Below are 15,164 nucleotides of genomic sequence, written 5' to 3'. Positions count from 1 at the left end.
ATATGAGTAAGGTATCGTTAGCAAAAGACAAAATTAAAATTCTTTTGCTTGAAGGTGTGCATCAAAGTGCTGTTGAAACGCTTAAACGCAACGGCTACAGCAATATTGATTATGTAAAAACCTCATTACCTGAGGACGAACTGCTGGAGCGCATCAAAGATGTGCACTTTGTGGGTCTACGTTCTCGTACTCATATTACCGAAGCAGTATTAGATGCGGCTGAAAAACTGGTTGCTGTTGGCTGCTTTTGTATCGGCACTAACCAAGTTGATTTAAACGCAGCCCGTGAGCGCGGCATTGCTGTGTTCAACGCGCCGTTTTCTAACACTCGCTCTGTTGCAGAGTTAGTACTTGGTGAAATTTTACTGTTGTTCCGTGGTATTCCTGAGCGTAATGCTATTGCCCACCGCGGTGGTTGGTTAAAAACAGCCAATGGTTCATTTGAAGCTCGCGGTAAAACCTTAGGTATTATTGGTTACGGCCACATTGGCACACAGCTGAGTATCATGGCAGAAAATATCGGTATGAATGTTGAATTTTACGATATTGAAGACAAGCTAACCCTAGGTAATGCAACACAAGTCCATAACCTAACACAGCTATTACAACGCGCTGATGTTATTAGCTTACACGTACCTGAAACACCGCAAACTAAAAACCTCATAGGTAGTGCAGAAATCGCCGTAATGAAGCAAGGCGCAATTTTGATCAACGCCTCACGCGGTACGGTCGTTGATATTGACGCCTTAGCCGAAGCATTACGTGACAAAAAAATCAGTGGCGCTGCCATCGACGTATTCCCTGTTGAACCAAAATCAAACGATGAAGAGTTTGTATCGCCACTACGCGAATTCGACAACGTGATTTTAACACCACACATTGGCGGTTCAACGCAAGAAGCACAAGAAAACATCGGTATTGAAGTAGCAGGCAAACTGGCTAAGTACTCAGATAACGGCTCAACGATTACTGCTGTTAACTTCCCTGAAGTGTCACTGCCAGAGCTTGCCAACCGTAGCCGTTTACTTCATGTGCACCACAACCGCCCAGGTGTTTTAACACAAATTAACCAAGCGTTTGCCCAGCACGGCATCAACATCGCCGCGCAGTATTTACAGACAGACGAAGCAATTGGTTACGTAGTAATCGACGTAGACACTGATCAGTCAGAAGTTGCACTAAAAGAGTTAAGTGCAGTAGAGGGCACGATCAGAGCACGTATTCTTCACTAGATGCTAGATGCTAGATGCTAGATGCTAGATGCTAGATGCTAGTAAAAATAAAAGCCGTGCTTGTTAAGTCAAGCACGGCTTTTATTTTGAGTGGAATAAATGTTTTTTGCAAAGAGCAGTGTAGGTTCCGTTCCATTAAATCTTTTTAGTCGTAATGTCCAAGCTCCCCATAAATGTATGGAAAATGAGCGCGCAAAAAGGGATGACTGCGTTCTAACCCTTGTATGAGTTAGTATTAAGCTCTTTGCTTAACAACCACATCGACAGGGGAAATAAACGTATTTGTTTATTGATTTAAAGTTGACCGTCATTGAATAAAACGATCAAAAAGAATACTAATGCCTATTGACAGAGTTAAGGCTCAAATGTGTTAGCTTCCATATATGGCCGCCAATATTATACCTATCACTATCACAATAACCCATTTACCTTTACCACTGCCTTTTGGTTCATTTACAGAACTGAGTAATTCCGCAGGAGAAGAAGAACGTTCATTGATGCTTTTTATGAATTCTTCGTCTTGTTTCGTTCTTTTGTCTTTAAGTTTGCTTTCATAATTTCGCCAAACATCGTTGTGCATTTCGTGTAAGGTTGTATGCTCTTCTGGCTCTCCCCAAAGGTCCGAGAGCCACTTTATATCAGTCTTGTTTAGCAGCTCCAATTCGTTATAGCCAAGAGATTTATATGAAAATGGAAGTTCCTTCAACTTCTTACCGGGAACAGATTCGATGACATTATAACCAGGCTCTTTCAATACATCTGAATAAGGTATTGAAAATGAATTTATTGCCGCCAGCCAATATAAAAGTGCCAGCTCTTCTTCATATTCAATTTTCTGCTTACGCTTGTCTCGAATCAAAGCTCTAGTGGCAATTGCGGCTTCTCTAAAGGATGCGGGCAAAGGCAAGTTTTCTATAGCTAACGCCAGACGTTTTTCGGGATCCCCCCTCAATTTTTTTATACGATCAGCCCAAAATTCACCTTTCTGCAGTTCTTCTCTGTGACGCAACCAAAAATCAACAGCATATTCATCTGCATCCAAATCTGTTTCAGTTTTATGCCATGAATCAGTCATCGAACTTTCCTTTAAGGCTAACATTTTATAGTGCGCGAAGGGCGGATCTTTCTACTCTGACCACGCTCAATTTTACTTTATACAGTTTTAACAAATTAGCTAACGTATTACTATCACTACGTTTTCTATTATCTTTAAGCAAAGCTAAATGAAACAATATACGCGTGTCGCTCATTTTTCTGAATATGGGAGCAAACAACAGCTTTATTACTCAATGAGTTATTACCCAAAACCTATATCAACGTCGGTTTCCACCTTGAAACCATCACTCAGTTTTGCTCTGTCACGGTTGGGTTTCGTTGCGCTCAGTCACAATCTACGATGATAAATTGAACGCCGACCTACTTTGGTTTTTCCTAGCGCCTAACGCCTAAAACCTAGCTCCTACCCCCTAAAATCACCCAATAAAAAAGCGCGAGCTAAACTCGCGCTTTCAACTAACTCAAAACTACCGCTGTTTTAAACTGACAGCTTACGACTGATAGCTGACAGCTATTATTCACCCTTCGCTTTTAAATTAATAAACGCTGCCAGCTCTTCTGGTTGCCCCATAAGAGTAAAAATCTGTTGGTTGATCTCGGTCATAGTTTGCCCTTCTGGCAAGCTTGCTGACACGGTTAATGAGCTTAACCCTTGCGTAAAGTTTTTAATCGCCTCACCCAGCTCTTTACTCACAGGGGCTTGCTGCAACTGCATGTCGACAACTTGCTGCATTTGCTCTAGCGTCATACCTTGTTTTTCAAGTGCTTGCTCTACTAATGCTTTAAATTCACCTTCGTTGTTAAGGGCTATTTCAATGCTGCGCGGTTCAAGCTGGGAAAGTGCTTCCATTAAAATGGTTTGTTGTTGTAATTGCTGCTCTAGGGTAGGTTGCTGATTGCCTAACTCTTGCTGCATTTGACTTAACTTTAATGATGCGTTCATCAGTGCAGTTGATTTTGCTAAACCGAGGTTAAAATTAAGGGCAACTATTTTATTAGCATTAAGATCGAACGCAATATCGCTATCCCCTGACTTTTCATCGTAATTCATTAAAGTATGTAAATCATAACTGGCTGAAGCAAGGTTATTATTAGCATCTGCTGGTAGCTGAGCTAAAAAGTGCTCGCTAAAGGCAAAGTTTTTAATTGTCAGCTCGGTACGTGGCGCGATTTTATCGGTTTCGTATCCTGACACTTTAATACTCGCAATATTGGCTACTGCTTGCTGGTCAAAACCGGTGATTTCCATATTCGATATTTCTACACTTTGGCCAAATACGCTCGCCGAGATATCTTCATAACTGGCTGTCACGCCCATTTGTTGATTCATCAGCGCTAGTTGACGATCAACTTCTACTTTCACTTCTTGTGTCAGTGCGTGATTTGCGTAGCTAACACCACCGATTGCAGCGGCAACAACAACGGCAACAATTGCGAGTTTTTTCATTCTATTTCCTTATTACTATTCTTTATCACCGTTGTTATTTATAACGTTTTAAACGGCTTTATACTAAAAATTTACCTAAGCCTATCACTCAATAATCGCTTTAGTAAGGGCTTGCGTTGGATCAGGAGCACTAATATGTCTTATGTACTTACCACTAATTAATTAAACTTAACAGCTCATGTACCGTTTTAACTGGGGTGATTTTAGCGCCCAGCCCTTCCATCGATTTATGGTAATTTCGAAATGGAATGAATATTTCGGTAAAGCCATGTTGTGCAGCTTCTTTGATGCGCGGTACGCCACTGTCAATTGGCCGTACGTCACCATTTAAGCTCAGCTCCCCCATAATACAGGTAGTTCGTGGCACCACAAATTCATTTAAGCTACTAAGTAAGGCAGTCACTAGTGCTAAATCGATACAGGTTTCTGTTTCATCAATTCTCAGCCCACCCACAATGTTAAAAAACGTATCGTGGAAGATTTTGGTTTTAGTGTGCTTGCGCAAAATACCGGTGAGCATTTTGATCCGATTCATATTTAAGCCCACACACACCCGCTGCGGAAATTCAGCTTCGGTTTCAGTAGTTAAACATTGAATTTCGAGGAGTAGATTACGGTTACCTTTACGAATACAAGTAATGGCTGAACCCGGCGAATCAGTGCTAGAGCCTGATAAAAATATTTCACTGGGATTATCAACACTAAGCATGCCGCGTTCACACATTCTAAAAATGCCCACTGTGTCAATGTCGCCAAAGCGATTTTTATTGGCACGTAAGGTACGTATTTGGCCATCGTTGGTATCTATATGCAGTAACGCATCAACAATGTGTACTAAGGTTTGCGGCCCAGCTATTTCATTATTCTTATTTACATGGGCAATAATAAACATAGTGACATCGTTTTGCTTACAATACTGGGTCAATGCTTGCGCGGCACTTTTAACTTGCGACGGGGATCCTGGGCTGCCATTGGCGGTATCAGTTACTACGGCTTGAACAGAGTCGATCACCGCAAACTTAATTTTGTTCTTTTCAAGCTCTTCGATAATAGTTTCGACACTGGTTTCTGATAATAAGTACAGTTCATCAGGGTTGTAATCAAGCTTTAAGCGATTTACACGGTTTTTAAATTGCGATAACGACTCTTCCGCGGTGCAATACAGTGACGGCATACGTTGTGACATACGCGCTACTAAGTCAGATAATAATGTTGTTTTACCAGCCCCAGGGTCGCCAGAGATAATATTTACAGAGCCTGTGGTAACACCGCCCGATAAAACACGATCAAGCTCACCAATGCCGGTGAGCTGCTTTTCGGCTTCAGTGGTTGCGATGTCATTAATTTTTTTCGAGCCACCGCCCACACCTCCAGCATAACCGCCAACAGCACTACGCGCTGCTGCTTTTTTAGCTTGCCCTGCCGAAGGCTTAAACTCGGCTAAGGTATTCCATGCGCCACAGCGGCACTGCCCTTGCCAGCGCTGATAGTTCATACCGCATTCGGTACAAACAAACTCTATTTTTGCCGCTTTTGCCATAAACTTTTGCCTATACTCGTCATTTTGAAATTATTTATGTTAATACTAGGTAATGTTTAGTTTGCTATGCCGTACTTTGATTGACGAATATTGACCTTGCCAACTAGACAAATCAACGCCACAATCGAGTTATATAAAAGTAATTTACTTTTTTTAGGGCATACTTTTTGCTTAACCTTTCCTACTTGGGCTTTTTGATCCTAAAATTAAAGTAATGAGCCATTTATTTGGCAGTTTAATAATAATAAAAACTAAAGATGGTAGCTCATTACATTTTCTATGCTGAAAACCAGCAGCCCAGAGAATGTATAAATACTCACGCAGTATACCAACTTTTTAGAATAGACGGTGATGGTTTTATAAATGACTGAAGACATTCTACTGAAGTACGAAAGTTTGGTTGACGAACTTAAATCGTATTTAGGTAATGCCAAATTTGACACTATCTTTAAATCAAAGACGGCAGGTTTAACAAAACCTGAGCAATTCTTGATCAAGATGGAAATGTCACGCTTATCGCAACCCATTGCTCGTTTTATTGATTTACGTGGCCAAGTTACAGGCCAGGTGAAGCCTTATGAGTATGAAGGCAAACAACACTTTATGGATGAAACCGCCATTGCGGTATTTGAAAAAGCCATAAAACGTCATGGTGGGTATACTCTTGCGGTTTATGAAGCCGTTATGAATACCGATAACAATCACCGCGTCATGCAAAAAAAGGCTGCACAGCAAGCAAACCAAGCTGACCAACAAAATGAACAAAAACGAGATTGTCAGGTTATTAAGTTTGCTTCTTATGAAAGTCGTCGTGAAGAACGAATGAATTACTCAATCAAAATCACGGTAGAATTGAGCAAAGACAACACAATCGCGGCCAGTACGTCTGATATTTCTTTAAGTGGCGCAAAAATCAAACTTTCCCCTCGTTACCAAGTCAAGAAAGGCCAATTGCTTGGGCTACGCTTAGTGGGACTTGAACAAGATTTTGAACTGGGTTTAAAAAACGGTATTCAATACGAAGTTGTTGCGGTTGAAAAAATATCGACAGAGTATAATCATGTGCGGTTAAAACGTACTTTTATCGAGAACAATGCAAAGTTCGATGAGTTTTTAGAAAGCTTTATTCATGGTAATAAGCGCCGTTATAAGGTGAATTTAGATAACACTTTAGATGCAGTGGTTTCTAAGGGCTATGAGCAGTATTATATTCCTCGCGTTACCTCATTATTCACCTTTTTTAGCCTGCAAAATGACAAGCTCTACCCAAGCTTAGTGCTCACAACTGAAAACAATATTTTCATCCAACGTTATTTTTGTGATGAACGTAAGTTATCCTGTTTATATACTATTTTAAACCAACAACGTTTAAGCCAATTATTAAGTAACCCTGCGCAAGTTAAAGAAGAGTATTTATACACCTTTACCCATGTAGTCGCTGGTAAAGTATATTACTATTCAGCAACACGCAGTGAGCTTGCTAAAGAGCCACAATTAAGTGCGTTATTTTTTGGTTTTGGTAGTCAAAAAGACAGCTGGCAATGCTTTAAAGTACAGTTAATGCCTAGCCACCCTGAAGACTCATATATTCCGCTGAGCTTACCAAATACCGCAGCTAAAGATATTGAAAAGCTCAATAAGCCCCCTTCGCCTCGCGTTCAAGGTATGATCAAGGACGTAAAGTATTTACTGATCTTAACCTCCATTGGCACCGCAGCAGAACAAGCCCATTATCAACGTTTTGATTATGATAAAAGTATCGTTAATCAGTTAAAGCGCTTTGGGCACGGTAAACATAAAACTCCACCAAAGCTTGAAACCGTTGATTTAGAGTATGTGAACCTGCGCTCGCATAAGCGCTATTTATACAAAACTGATGCACTATTAACTACACAAGATGAGCAAACATATACCGCCCATAGCCGTGATTTCTCAGTAATGGGGCTACAAATAGAATGCGAACAACCCGTTACTTTTCAAAAAGGTGACATTGTAGAGTTAAGCTTGCCTGAGCTACAAAAAATCACTAAAAAGCATGTGCTTAGTAAATTGAAATATGAAGTGATGGCTGTTAGCAAGTCATTAACCACTATCAATTTAAAAGCATCTAGAGTAGCTGACGTCCCGCATGAAGGGGTGAGGTTTTTCACACAGTTAATTGAAAATAATAAAGATAAACTAAAAGTATCTGAAGAAGCACCAAAAGTACCTGGACTTTCAACGGCACTTAGGAACATGGTGACTAAGAGCGTGTGTCAATTTCCGTTTTACTTACATAAAGAGGCGGCGCATTTTAAAACAGGCGCAATTGGCCAAGGTTTATACCCCAGTCCATTACATATTATTTTACAAAACTATGGTTTGCTCAATGACACCACCAGCATTGATGCGCTTTTGCCACCAGAGAAAATAAATGAGGTCATTACCCCACAAATAAAAGACCGCAGCCGACAAGATCCACCATTACCTTTTACTTTATTTATCCGTTTTGATCCGAAAAAATCAACTATTGAAGAGGCTGTGAAAAGCCAATGCAGTGCATCGGACGATTTCACCCCTAACCTCCTCTTTTTAAAGAAAGGTTTAAAATCTGAATTGTTATTTATAATGCGTGTTTTTATTTCGCGAACAGGTCGCCCTGACACTGATTACTTAGCTAACGAGCTAAAATACGTAAGCCAATACGCACTTCATAAAGCCAAAGATCTGGAAGAAGCGTTGTGGTCAGTAGCAGGTGTTGGTGACATGGTTGATGTAACTGATGAAACGCTTAGTCATTTAGATTTACCAGTTGAGCTGATAGAACAAATGAATAAGCGTAAACAAATTTGGTTAAAGCGACTAAGTTAATTACTCAGCCATTGGAATGGTTAATAAATACAGCAGCTGCAGTAGCGAGCCTTGGCAAATGGCTGCTTGAGCTTGCTCAACCACCTTCGGCTTACCGTGAACGGCAACTCCGAGCCCTGCCTCTGCCATCATGGTTAAATCATTTGCGCCATCACCAATAGCCACTGTTTGCTGCATTGGTAAACTTAACTGCTGCTGTAAGTTACGAAGTACCACGGCTTTTTGCTGCGCATCAACAATTGTACCCAGCACTTTACCTGTGAGTCTGTCGTCTTTAAACTCTAAAACATTAGCATGGATTTCATCTAAACCAATAAGCTGTTGCACTTGCTCAGCAAATGGTACAAAGCCACCTGATGCGATGGCTAAATACCAACTATGTTGTTTCAACACTTCGCATAATTCTTTAATCCCCGGCATTAAAGGCAAGCTGCTTTTCAGCTCATCAATTAAGCTTTGCTCTATTCCCTCAAGCTTGGCTACACGTTGATGCAAGCTTTCACTAAAATCTAATTTGCCAGCCATTGCTTGTGCAGTCACCGCCGCAACATCATCGTACACATCAGCTAGACGAGCAATTTCGTCAATACATTCGATGGTGATGGCAGTTGAGTCCATATCCATGACTAATAAGCCTGGAGCTGTAAGCTTTGGCGGCTTGCTAACTTGTACAAGTTGAAAACCCAGCGGATGAGCAAACTCATTCAGTAATAGGGGGTTAATACTCGCGTTTGCGGTATCACTATAAAAGCACAAAGCAGGCGTTAAACTTGGATCAGGCTGATAACGACATACAGCTGAGACTGTAAATTGCTGTTGCGATAAAAACTGAACAATATCTGTTAGTTGTTGGCCGTTAAAATTCCCAGTAAAAGCAATGCTAAACACCCCTTGTGGATCGGCTGGTAAAGGTGCTTGCTCTACTAAGGCGCTTTGATAGTGATACCACTTGCCTAACGACAACTGCATTGACAATTGCTCAGATGAAAGGCTCGCAATGCGCTCCAATGTCATGGTGACTCCAAAAATAATACTAATGTCTCCCCTGCCAAATAACAGTTAACTCGCCATAAAGGGGGATTTAAGGTTATAGTTAGGCTTAGTTGTAACATCAAAAGCAAAAGCTGTCAGCAGCGTAAACGGTGACTATGAAAAATAACCATCTTAAAAACCCTATTTCAGCATCCCTAAGGCAGCGTTTAGTGCGATTAAGCATTGCTGCTGCTTGCTTTTTATTACTGACTTGGGTAGCGGTTAATGGCAGTTTTCAAAGTCACCAACTGCTTTATGATAATGCAGACAGCACGGCAAGAAGCTTAACCCGCTTTATGGCACTTAATGCTAAAACACCATTACTTGAAAAAAACAAACCCGAACTCACCGCCTTATGTAATAGTATTAGTAAAGATGAGTTTGTATTAGCAGCAACGATTTACGATCATCAAGGTGTCCTTATCGCCAGTAGTGATAATTGGCAAATGCACCATTTATTGGGGAAGTTACCAAATTCAACTCCAGGTATTAGTAAGCTTAAGACACCGTTTGTTGAACCAATTATAAGTGATGATAATCGCCCATTGGGGTTTGCTTCTGTTACTTATTTAACTCGCTCAGCGGTGGCAACGAGTCACAGTAGTTTTCATGATCTAGGTCGCCAAGTATTACTAATGCTGGTGATCACCTGTATTTTCACATGGCAACTTGGCCGAGGCTTAAAGCGCTGGCAGGTTAATCGCTATATCCGAAAAAGTGCTGAACACGATTCATAAAGCTGCTTTTTAAAATCAGCTTTATAAGGTGCTGTGATCTGCTTCAATTGGCATAGTTGTTCAAACACTAAAGGCAACTGTAACGGCGTATTGATTTGCCCCTGAAAGCCCGCCAATGGCATTGATGGCGCATCTGTTTCAAGCACTAAATGTTCAGCTGCCAATGCAGCAACGACACTACGGGTCTTTTGTGCCCGCTCATAGGTGATCACGCCACCCACTCCTAGCTTAAAACCTTGCTTAATGTAGTACTGTGCTTGTTGCATTGAACCTGAAAAGGCATGAATAACCCCGCCGAATTTAGGCTTGCAACGCTTAAATGACTGTGCAATTAAATCGTGGCTTTGTCGATGATGTACGATCAGAGGCAATGCTAGTTGATTAGCAAGTTCAATATGATGCTCAAATATCTGAGTTTGTAAGGCTAAATTATCGATACTGCGGTCAATACCACATTCACCAATAGCAACCAGCTGCGGCTGATGTTGCTCGGCAAATTCAGTTAATGCTGCTAAATGGCTTGGTTGATATTCAGCTAAAAAATAAGGATGTAAACCAGCGGCAATGTGCACGCCCTTATACTTAGCGGCAAATGCAATTAATGCGTGAGATTGTGCCAAGGTAATCCCCGGCACAATGAGTTTGTCGATGCTATGCTGCTGACATTGTGCAATGAGTTGTGTGCGAGAAGCATCAAATTCAGCAAAGTCTAAGTGGCAGTGAGAATCAATAAACGCCATAACAGCTTATGGATTCAAGCGTGTAATTTGCCAACTATTATCAGCTTGGCGCTGATACATAAAACGATCATGTAAACGATGCGCGCCGCCTTGCCAAAACTCAATTTTGGTAGGCACGACGCAATAGCCGCCCCAAAAATCGGGTAATGGGATTTCACCCTTCGCAAATTTATTTTTCATATTGGCAAAGGTTTCCATCAACACTTTACGTGATGATACCGGCCTACTTTGTGCTGATGCCCATGCTGCTAACTGGCTTTCTTTAGGACGGGACAAAAAGTATTTCGCTACCGCTGAGGTCGGTAACGGCTGTGCTTCGCCATAAACAATGACCTGACGCTCCATGGTGTGCCACGGGAAGTGTAACGATATTTTGTTATTACCTTTAAGCTCTTGCGCTTTACGTGAGCCAGTATTGGTGAAAAATACAAAACCATTATCATCAAGGTGTTTTAACAACACAATACGCTGTGAAGGCTGACCAGTTTCATCCACCGTCGCCACCACCATCGCAGTTGGGTCTGATAAATTAGCGGTTACAGCGTTATCGAGCCACTTTTCAAACTGCTTAAAAGGGCAATCAAGCAAACTATCTTCGCTCAACCCATCTTGTAGGTATTCACGACGAATATCTTCGAGTTTCATATCAAATCCTTCTTCTTGTAGGTATTCACGACGAATATCTTCGAGATCAGCTATCAGCTATCAGCTATCAGCTATCAGCTATCAGCTATCAGCTATCAGCTATCAGCTACAAAATTAAGCCATTGCAGCTCAGTGTCAAGCTAAACCTAGCACCTAAAATTATCTGCAAGTGTAGGAGTGCTAGCAAGGCAATGAGTTTATTTATGCCAAGGAGCATACGTGTTTTGTATGTGACTTAGGCTAAATAAACTCATTAACGCAGCTAAAGCGAACTACACGCAGTAGGTTACATTTGCTCCATGACTTCAATGCCTAACAGGTCCAACCCTGTTTTCAACGTATCCGCCACTAAATTACACAACACTAAACGGCTGTCACGTACACTTGGCTCTACGCCGTCTTTCAGTACTGGGCAGGCTTCGTAGAAGGTCATGTAAAGACTAGCCAGCTCATATAAGTAACTACATAATACGTGCGGTGTTGCTTCATTGATCATTTGATCAAGCACTTCTTCTAATTGAAGAAGTTTTAGTGCAAGGGCTTTTTCTTGTGGCTCAACAATGGCGACATCTGCGGTTAAGTTTGCTGCGTCTACACCCGATTTACGGAAGATGCTGCGAACACGCGTATACGCGTATTGTAAGTAAGGGGCCGTAGCACCTTCAAAACTAAGCATGGTATCCCAGTTGAAAATGTAATCACTGGTACGATTTTTTGATAGGTCGGCGTATTTAACCGCACCGATACCAACTTTACGGGCGATTTCTGCACGCTCTGCATCCGTTAAATCAGATTCACGCTCTGCCAGTTTTGCCGTTGCACGAACAATTGATTCTTCTAGTAAATCAGCAAGTTTAACCGTACCGCCAGTACGGGTTTTAAATGGTTTACCGTCTTCGCCCATCATGGTGCCGAATGGGCAAAATTCGTAACTGGTTTCATCACGTAATAAACCCGCTTTACGGGCTGTAAGCTCTACTTGATTAAAGTGCAGACTTTGGCGGGCATCAACAAAAATTAAGATACGAGCTGCGCCTAACTTATTTGAGCGGTAATCACAGGCCGCTAAATCAGTGGTTGCATATAAGAAGCCACCACCTGATTTTTGTACAATAAACGCTGATGGCTCACCATCTTTATTCGCTAGTTCGTCTAAAAACACCACTTGTGCGCCTTGCGACTCCACAGCAATATTTTTGTCTTTTAATAACGCGATAATGTTATTAAGCTCACTGTTATATGCACTTTCAGCCATAATGTCGTCTGGCGTTAGTGTTACATTTAAACGCTTATACACTTCTTCAGAATGTTTTACTGAGGTTGCAATAAATAACTTCCACAGTTTTTCACAGTGTGCATCGCCACCTTGTAGTTTTACTACGTAATCACGGGCTTTATCGGCAAACCCTTCTTCTTCATCAAAACGCTTTTTCGCGTCGCGGTAGAAGGTTTCTAAGTCAGCCAATGCCACTGAATCTAAATCAACACCTTGGTTAATTTGATCTTCTAGGTGAGCAATCAACATACCAAACTGAGTACCCCAATCACCCATGTGATTTTGACGAATAACCGTGTCACCACGAAACTCAAGGGCACGCACAACAGCATCGCCTATGATAGTTGAACGTAAGTGGCCTACGTGCATTTCTTTTGCAAGATTTGGTGATGAGTAATCAACCACAACGGTTTGCGGCTTTGCATGCTCAGCAACTGCAAGTTTTGCATCTTGATTTGCCGCTTTTACGCTGTGCGCTAAAAATTCAGGCTTGAGGTGAATATTAATAAAACCTGGGCCTGCAATTTCAGTTTTATCAGCAATATCGCTAACATCTAAGTTATCAATAATTTTTTGTGCAAGCTCACGAGGATTGCTTTTCATTTTTTTAGCCGCACCCATTGCACCATTAATCTGGTAATCACCAAACTGTGGACGAGTACTTTGTGTAACCGCAGGATTAGTGTCTGCGGGTAGTCCTGCAGCAGTCATTGCAGCAATAGCTTTATCGATTAGAAGCGTACGAATATTCATGTAATTTGTTACCTTTGTCAGCCCGCATTGCGGGCTTTAATTAAATTTTGCGTTTAGTTTTCACGGGTGTGGTTAAACGTCACTTCAGGGTAACGCTCTATTGATAAATTAAGATTCACACGGCTTGGCGCTATGTAAGTTAAGTTATCACCGCCATCAAGTGCTAAGTTGCTCTCGCACTTACGTTTAAATTCTTCAAACTTTTTAACGTCATCCGAACTGACCCAGCGTGCTGTATTTACATTCACGCTTTCATACAAAGCATCTACGTTATATTCTGCTTTTAAGCGTGCCACAACCACGTCAAACTGCAGCACACCGACTGCACCCACGATTAAATCATTATTGATAAGCGGTCTAAATACTTGTACTGCACCTTCTTCTGAAAGCTGTACTAAGCCTTTTAACAATTGCTTTTGTTTTAGTGGATCACGCAAACGAATACGGCGGAACAGCTCTGGTGCAAAGTTTGGAATACCAGTAAATTTAAGTTTTTCACCTTGGGTGAAAGTATCACCAATTTGAATCGTACCGTGGTTATGTAAACCTATAATATCACCAGCAAACGCGTCACTTGCGCGTTCACGGTCGCCGGCCATAAAGGTCACTGCATCAGAAATACTTACTTGCTTACCAATACGCACATGGTTCATTTTCATACCTTGGCTGTACTTGCCCGATACAATACGCATAAAGGCAATACGGTCACGGTGTTTTGGATCCATGTTGGCTTGAATTTTAAATACGAAACCGGTGAAGTTTTCTTCTGTAGCAAGAACTGTACGGTCTTCTGTTTCACGTGGCAGTGGCGTTGGCGCCCACTCAGTCAGGCCATCAAGTACATGGTCAACACCAAAGTTACCAAGTGCAGTACCAAAATATACTGGTGATAATTCACCGGCTAAAAATAGCTCTAAATCAAATTCGTGTGAAGCACCAATAACCAGCTCTAATTCTTCACGTAATTGTTCTGCTAATTCGTCACCAATTGCTTCATCCAGCTCTGGGTTATCTAACCCTTTAATACTGCGTACTTCTTGAATCGTATGACCTTGGCCTGTTTTATATAAAATCGTTTCTTCGTTATGAATGTGGTAAACACCTTTGAACTCTTTACCACAACCAATTGGCCACGTGATTGGCGCACAGGCTATGTTGAGCTCAGTTTCAACTTCGTCTAATAACTCCATTGGGTCGCGGATATCACGGTCACACTTATTCATAAATGTCACAATCGGGGTTGTACGCAGGCGTGTTACTTCCATTAATTTACGGGTACGATCTTCGACACCTTTTGCCGCATCGATAACCATTAAACATGAATCAACAGCGGTAAGAGTACGGTAAGTATCTTCAGAGAAATCTTCGTGCCCTGGGGTATCCAGTAAATTAACAAGCGCTTTGTTGTATGGAAACTGCATAACAGAGGTAGTTACTGAGATCCCACGCTCTTTTTCCATTTCCATCCAGTCTGATTTTGCATGCTGATTAGAACCACGCCCTTTAACAGTCCCCGCTTTTTGAATAGCCTGCCCGAACAACAGTACTTTTTCAGTAATGGTGGTTTTACCCGCATCCGGGTGAGAAATGATCGCAAAGGTGCGTCGTTTATTAATTTCACTAGATAAATTAGACATGTAAGCCGCTTTAAGTCATAACAAGGCACAGCTAAAACAACCCGATTCAGGTTATTTTGAGGCATTGTAAATATAAAATAGAATTACTGACATTATACCTTGTTTGTTGTAGCCAAAAAAGCAGCGATTGCAAGTAATTAACTGCTTAGTAAAATTCAAGTAATTCAAACATATTGAACTGTTAGGGTTAGCCACAGACTTTTAACTACCGAAACAGTC

General features: G+C 41.4%; 11 protein-coding genes. 3 read left to right on the top strand and 8 right to left on the bottom strand.

Going from position 1 to position 15,164, the window contains the following annotated elements; translation table 11 throughout:
* The first annotated feature begins 2 nt into the window (after positions 1-2).
* Entirely contained in the window at positions 3-1,232 is a 1,230-nt protein-coding gene (gene serA, locus PHAL_RS0112020) for a phosphoglycerate dehydrogenase (protein WP_016708660.1), read from the top strand.
* A gap of 370 nt (positions 1,233-1,602) precedes the next feature.
* Here the strand turns inward: serA and PHAL_RS0112015 are convergent, their stop codons facing one another.
* From PHAL_RS0112015 to radA, 3 genes are all read right to left on the bottom strand, one after another.
* Positions 1,603-2,307: a hypothetical protein gene (locus PHAL_RS0112015; protein ID WP_016708659.1), complete on the bottom strand. Its 705-nt coding sequence runs from the start codon at positions 2,305-2,307 to the stop codon at positions 1,603-1,605.
* A gap of 495 nt (positions 2,308-2,802) precedes the next feature.
* On the bottom strand, positions 2,803-3,735 hold the full coding sequence (locus tag PHAL_RS0112010) for a hypothetical protein (protein ID WP_016708658.1): 933 nt from the start codon (positions 3,733-3,735) through the stop codon (positions 2,803-2,805).
* Between the two features lie 154 nt (positions 3,736-3,889).
* Positions 3,890-5,275 carry a DNA repair protein RadA gene (gene radA, locus PHAL_RS0112005; protein ID WP_016708657.1) on the bottom strand — a complete coding sequence of 462 codons (1,386 nt, stop codon included), beginning with the start codon at positions 5,273-5,275 and terminating at the stop codon, positions 3,890-3,892.
* Between the two features lie 363 nt (positions 5,276-5,638).
* Here radA and PHAL_RS0112000 point away from each other — a divergent pair, with 363 nt between their 5' ends.
* The gene (locus PHAL_RS0112000) at positions 5,639-8,125 is read left to right on the top strand and encodes a PilZ domain-containing protein (RefSeq protein WP_016708656.1); all 2,487 of its coding nucleotides are present in this window, start codon (positions 5,639-5,641) and stop codon (positions 8,123-8,125) included.
* Here PHAL_RS0112000 and serB read toward each other — a convergent pair whose 3' ends face one another.
* Positions 8,126-9,139: a phosphoserine phosphatase SerB gene (serB, locus tag PHAL_RS0111995; protein WP_016708655.1), complete on the bottom strand. Its 1,014-nt coding sequence runs from the start codon at positions 9,137-9,139 to the stop codon at positions 8,126-8,128.
* A gap of 134 nt (positions 9,140-9,273) precedes the next feature.
* Here serB and PHAL_RS0111990 point away from each other — a divergent pair, with 134 nt between their 5' ends.
* Complete coding sequence (locus PHAL_RS0111990; protein ID WP_016708654.1) at positions 9,274-9,894, top strand: AhpA/YtjB family protein; 621 nt, start codon at positions 9,274-9,276, stop codon at positions 9,892-9,894.
* On the opposite strand, the gene PHAL_RS0111985 is transcribed toward PHAL_RS0111990, so the two are convergent.
* From PHAL_RS0111985 to prfC, 4 genes are all read right to left on the bottom strand, one after another.
* Complete coding sequence (locus tag PHAL_RS0111985) at positions 9,861-10,634, bottom strand: TatD family hydrolase (RefSeq protein WP_016708653.1); 774 nt, start codon at positions 10,632-10,634, stop codon at positions 9,861-9,863. The two genes, PHAL_RS0111990 and PHAL_RS0111985, sit on opposite strands and share 34 nt — an antisense overlap.
* A gap of 6 nt (positions 10,635-10,640) precedes the next feature.
* Positions 10,641-11,279, bottom strand: a complete 639-nt coding sequence (gene pdxH / locus PHAL_RS0111980) for a pyridoxamine 5'-phosphate oxidase (protein WP_016708652.1) — start codon at positions 11,277-11,279, stop codon at positions 10,641-10,643.
* A gap of 286 nt (positions 11,280-11,565) precedes the next feature.
* Positions 11,566-13,308, bottom strand: a complete 1,743-nt coding sequence (argS, locus tag PHAL_RS0111975; protein WP_016708651.1) for an arginine--tRNA ligase — start codon at positions 13,306-13,308, stop codon at positions 11,566-11,568.
* A 53-nt stretch (positions 13,309-13,361) separates the two neighbouring features.
* Positions 13,362-14,945, bottom strand: coding sequence for a peptide chain release factor 3 (gene prfC, locus PHAL_RS0111970; RefSeq protein WP_016708650.1), 1,584 nt, complete (start codon positions 14,943-14,945; stop codon positions 13,362-13,364).
* Positions 14,946-15,164: the final 219 nt, after the last annotated feature.

Origin of the sequence: Pseudoalteromonas haloplanktis ATCC 14393 (assembly GCF_000238355.1) — a bacterium.
Classification (GTDB): domain Bacteria; phylum Pseudomonadota; class Gammaproteobacteria; order Enterobacterales; family Alteromonadaceae; genus Pseudoalteromonas; species Pseudoalteromonas haloplanktis.
The sequence above is the reverse complement of the archived record's forward strand: the minus strand, read 5'-3'. Positions and strand labels throughout refer to the sequence as shown.

Bases quoted from the DNA above. Each gene is read 5' to 3' on its own strand.
- serA (WP_016708660.1), top strand. From the start codon at position 3: ATGAGTAAGGTATCGTTAGCAAAAGACAAAATTAAAATTCTTTTGCTT.
- PHAL_RS0112015 (WP_016708659.1), bottom strand. From the start codon at position 2,307: ATGACTGATTCATGGCATAAAACTGAAACAGATTTGGATGCAGATGAA.
- PHAL_RS0112010 (WP_016708658.1), bottom strand. From the start codon at position 3,735: ATGAAAAAACTCGCAATTGTTGCCGTTGTTGTTGCCGCTGCAATCGGT.
- radA (WP_016708657.1), bottom strand. From the start codon at position 5,275: ATGGCAAAAGCGGCAAAAATAGAGTTTGTTTGTACCGAATGCGGTATG.
- PHAL_RS0112000 (WP_016708656.1), top strand. From the start codon at position 5,639: ATGACTGAAGACATTCTACTGAAGTACGAAAGTTTGGTTGACGAACTT.
- serB (WP_016708655.1), bottom strand. From the start codon at position 9,139: ATGACATTGGAGCGCATTGCGAGCCTTTCATCTGAGCAATTGTCAATG.
- PHAL_RS0111990 (WP_016708654.1), top strand. From the start codon at position 9,274: ATGAAAAATAACCATCTTAAAAACCCTATTTCAGCATCCCTAAGGCAG.
- PHAL_RS0111985 (WP_016708653.1), bottom strand. From the start codon at position 10,634: ATGGCGTTTATTGATTCTCACTGCCACTTAGACTTTGCTGAATTTGAT.
- pdxH (WP_016708652.1), bottom strand. From the start codon at position 11,279: ATGAAACTCGAAGATATTCGTCGTGAATACCTACAAGATGGGTTGAGC.
- argS (WP_016708651.1), bottom strand. From the start codon at position 13,308: ATGAATATTCGTACGCTTCTAATCGATAAAGCTATTGCTGCAATGACT.
- prfC (WP_016708650.1), bottom strand. From the start codon at position 14,945: ATGTCTAATTTATCTAGTGAAATTAATAAACGACGCACCTTTGCGATC.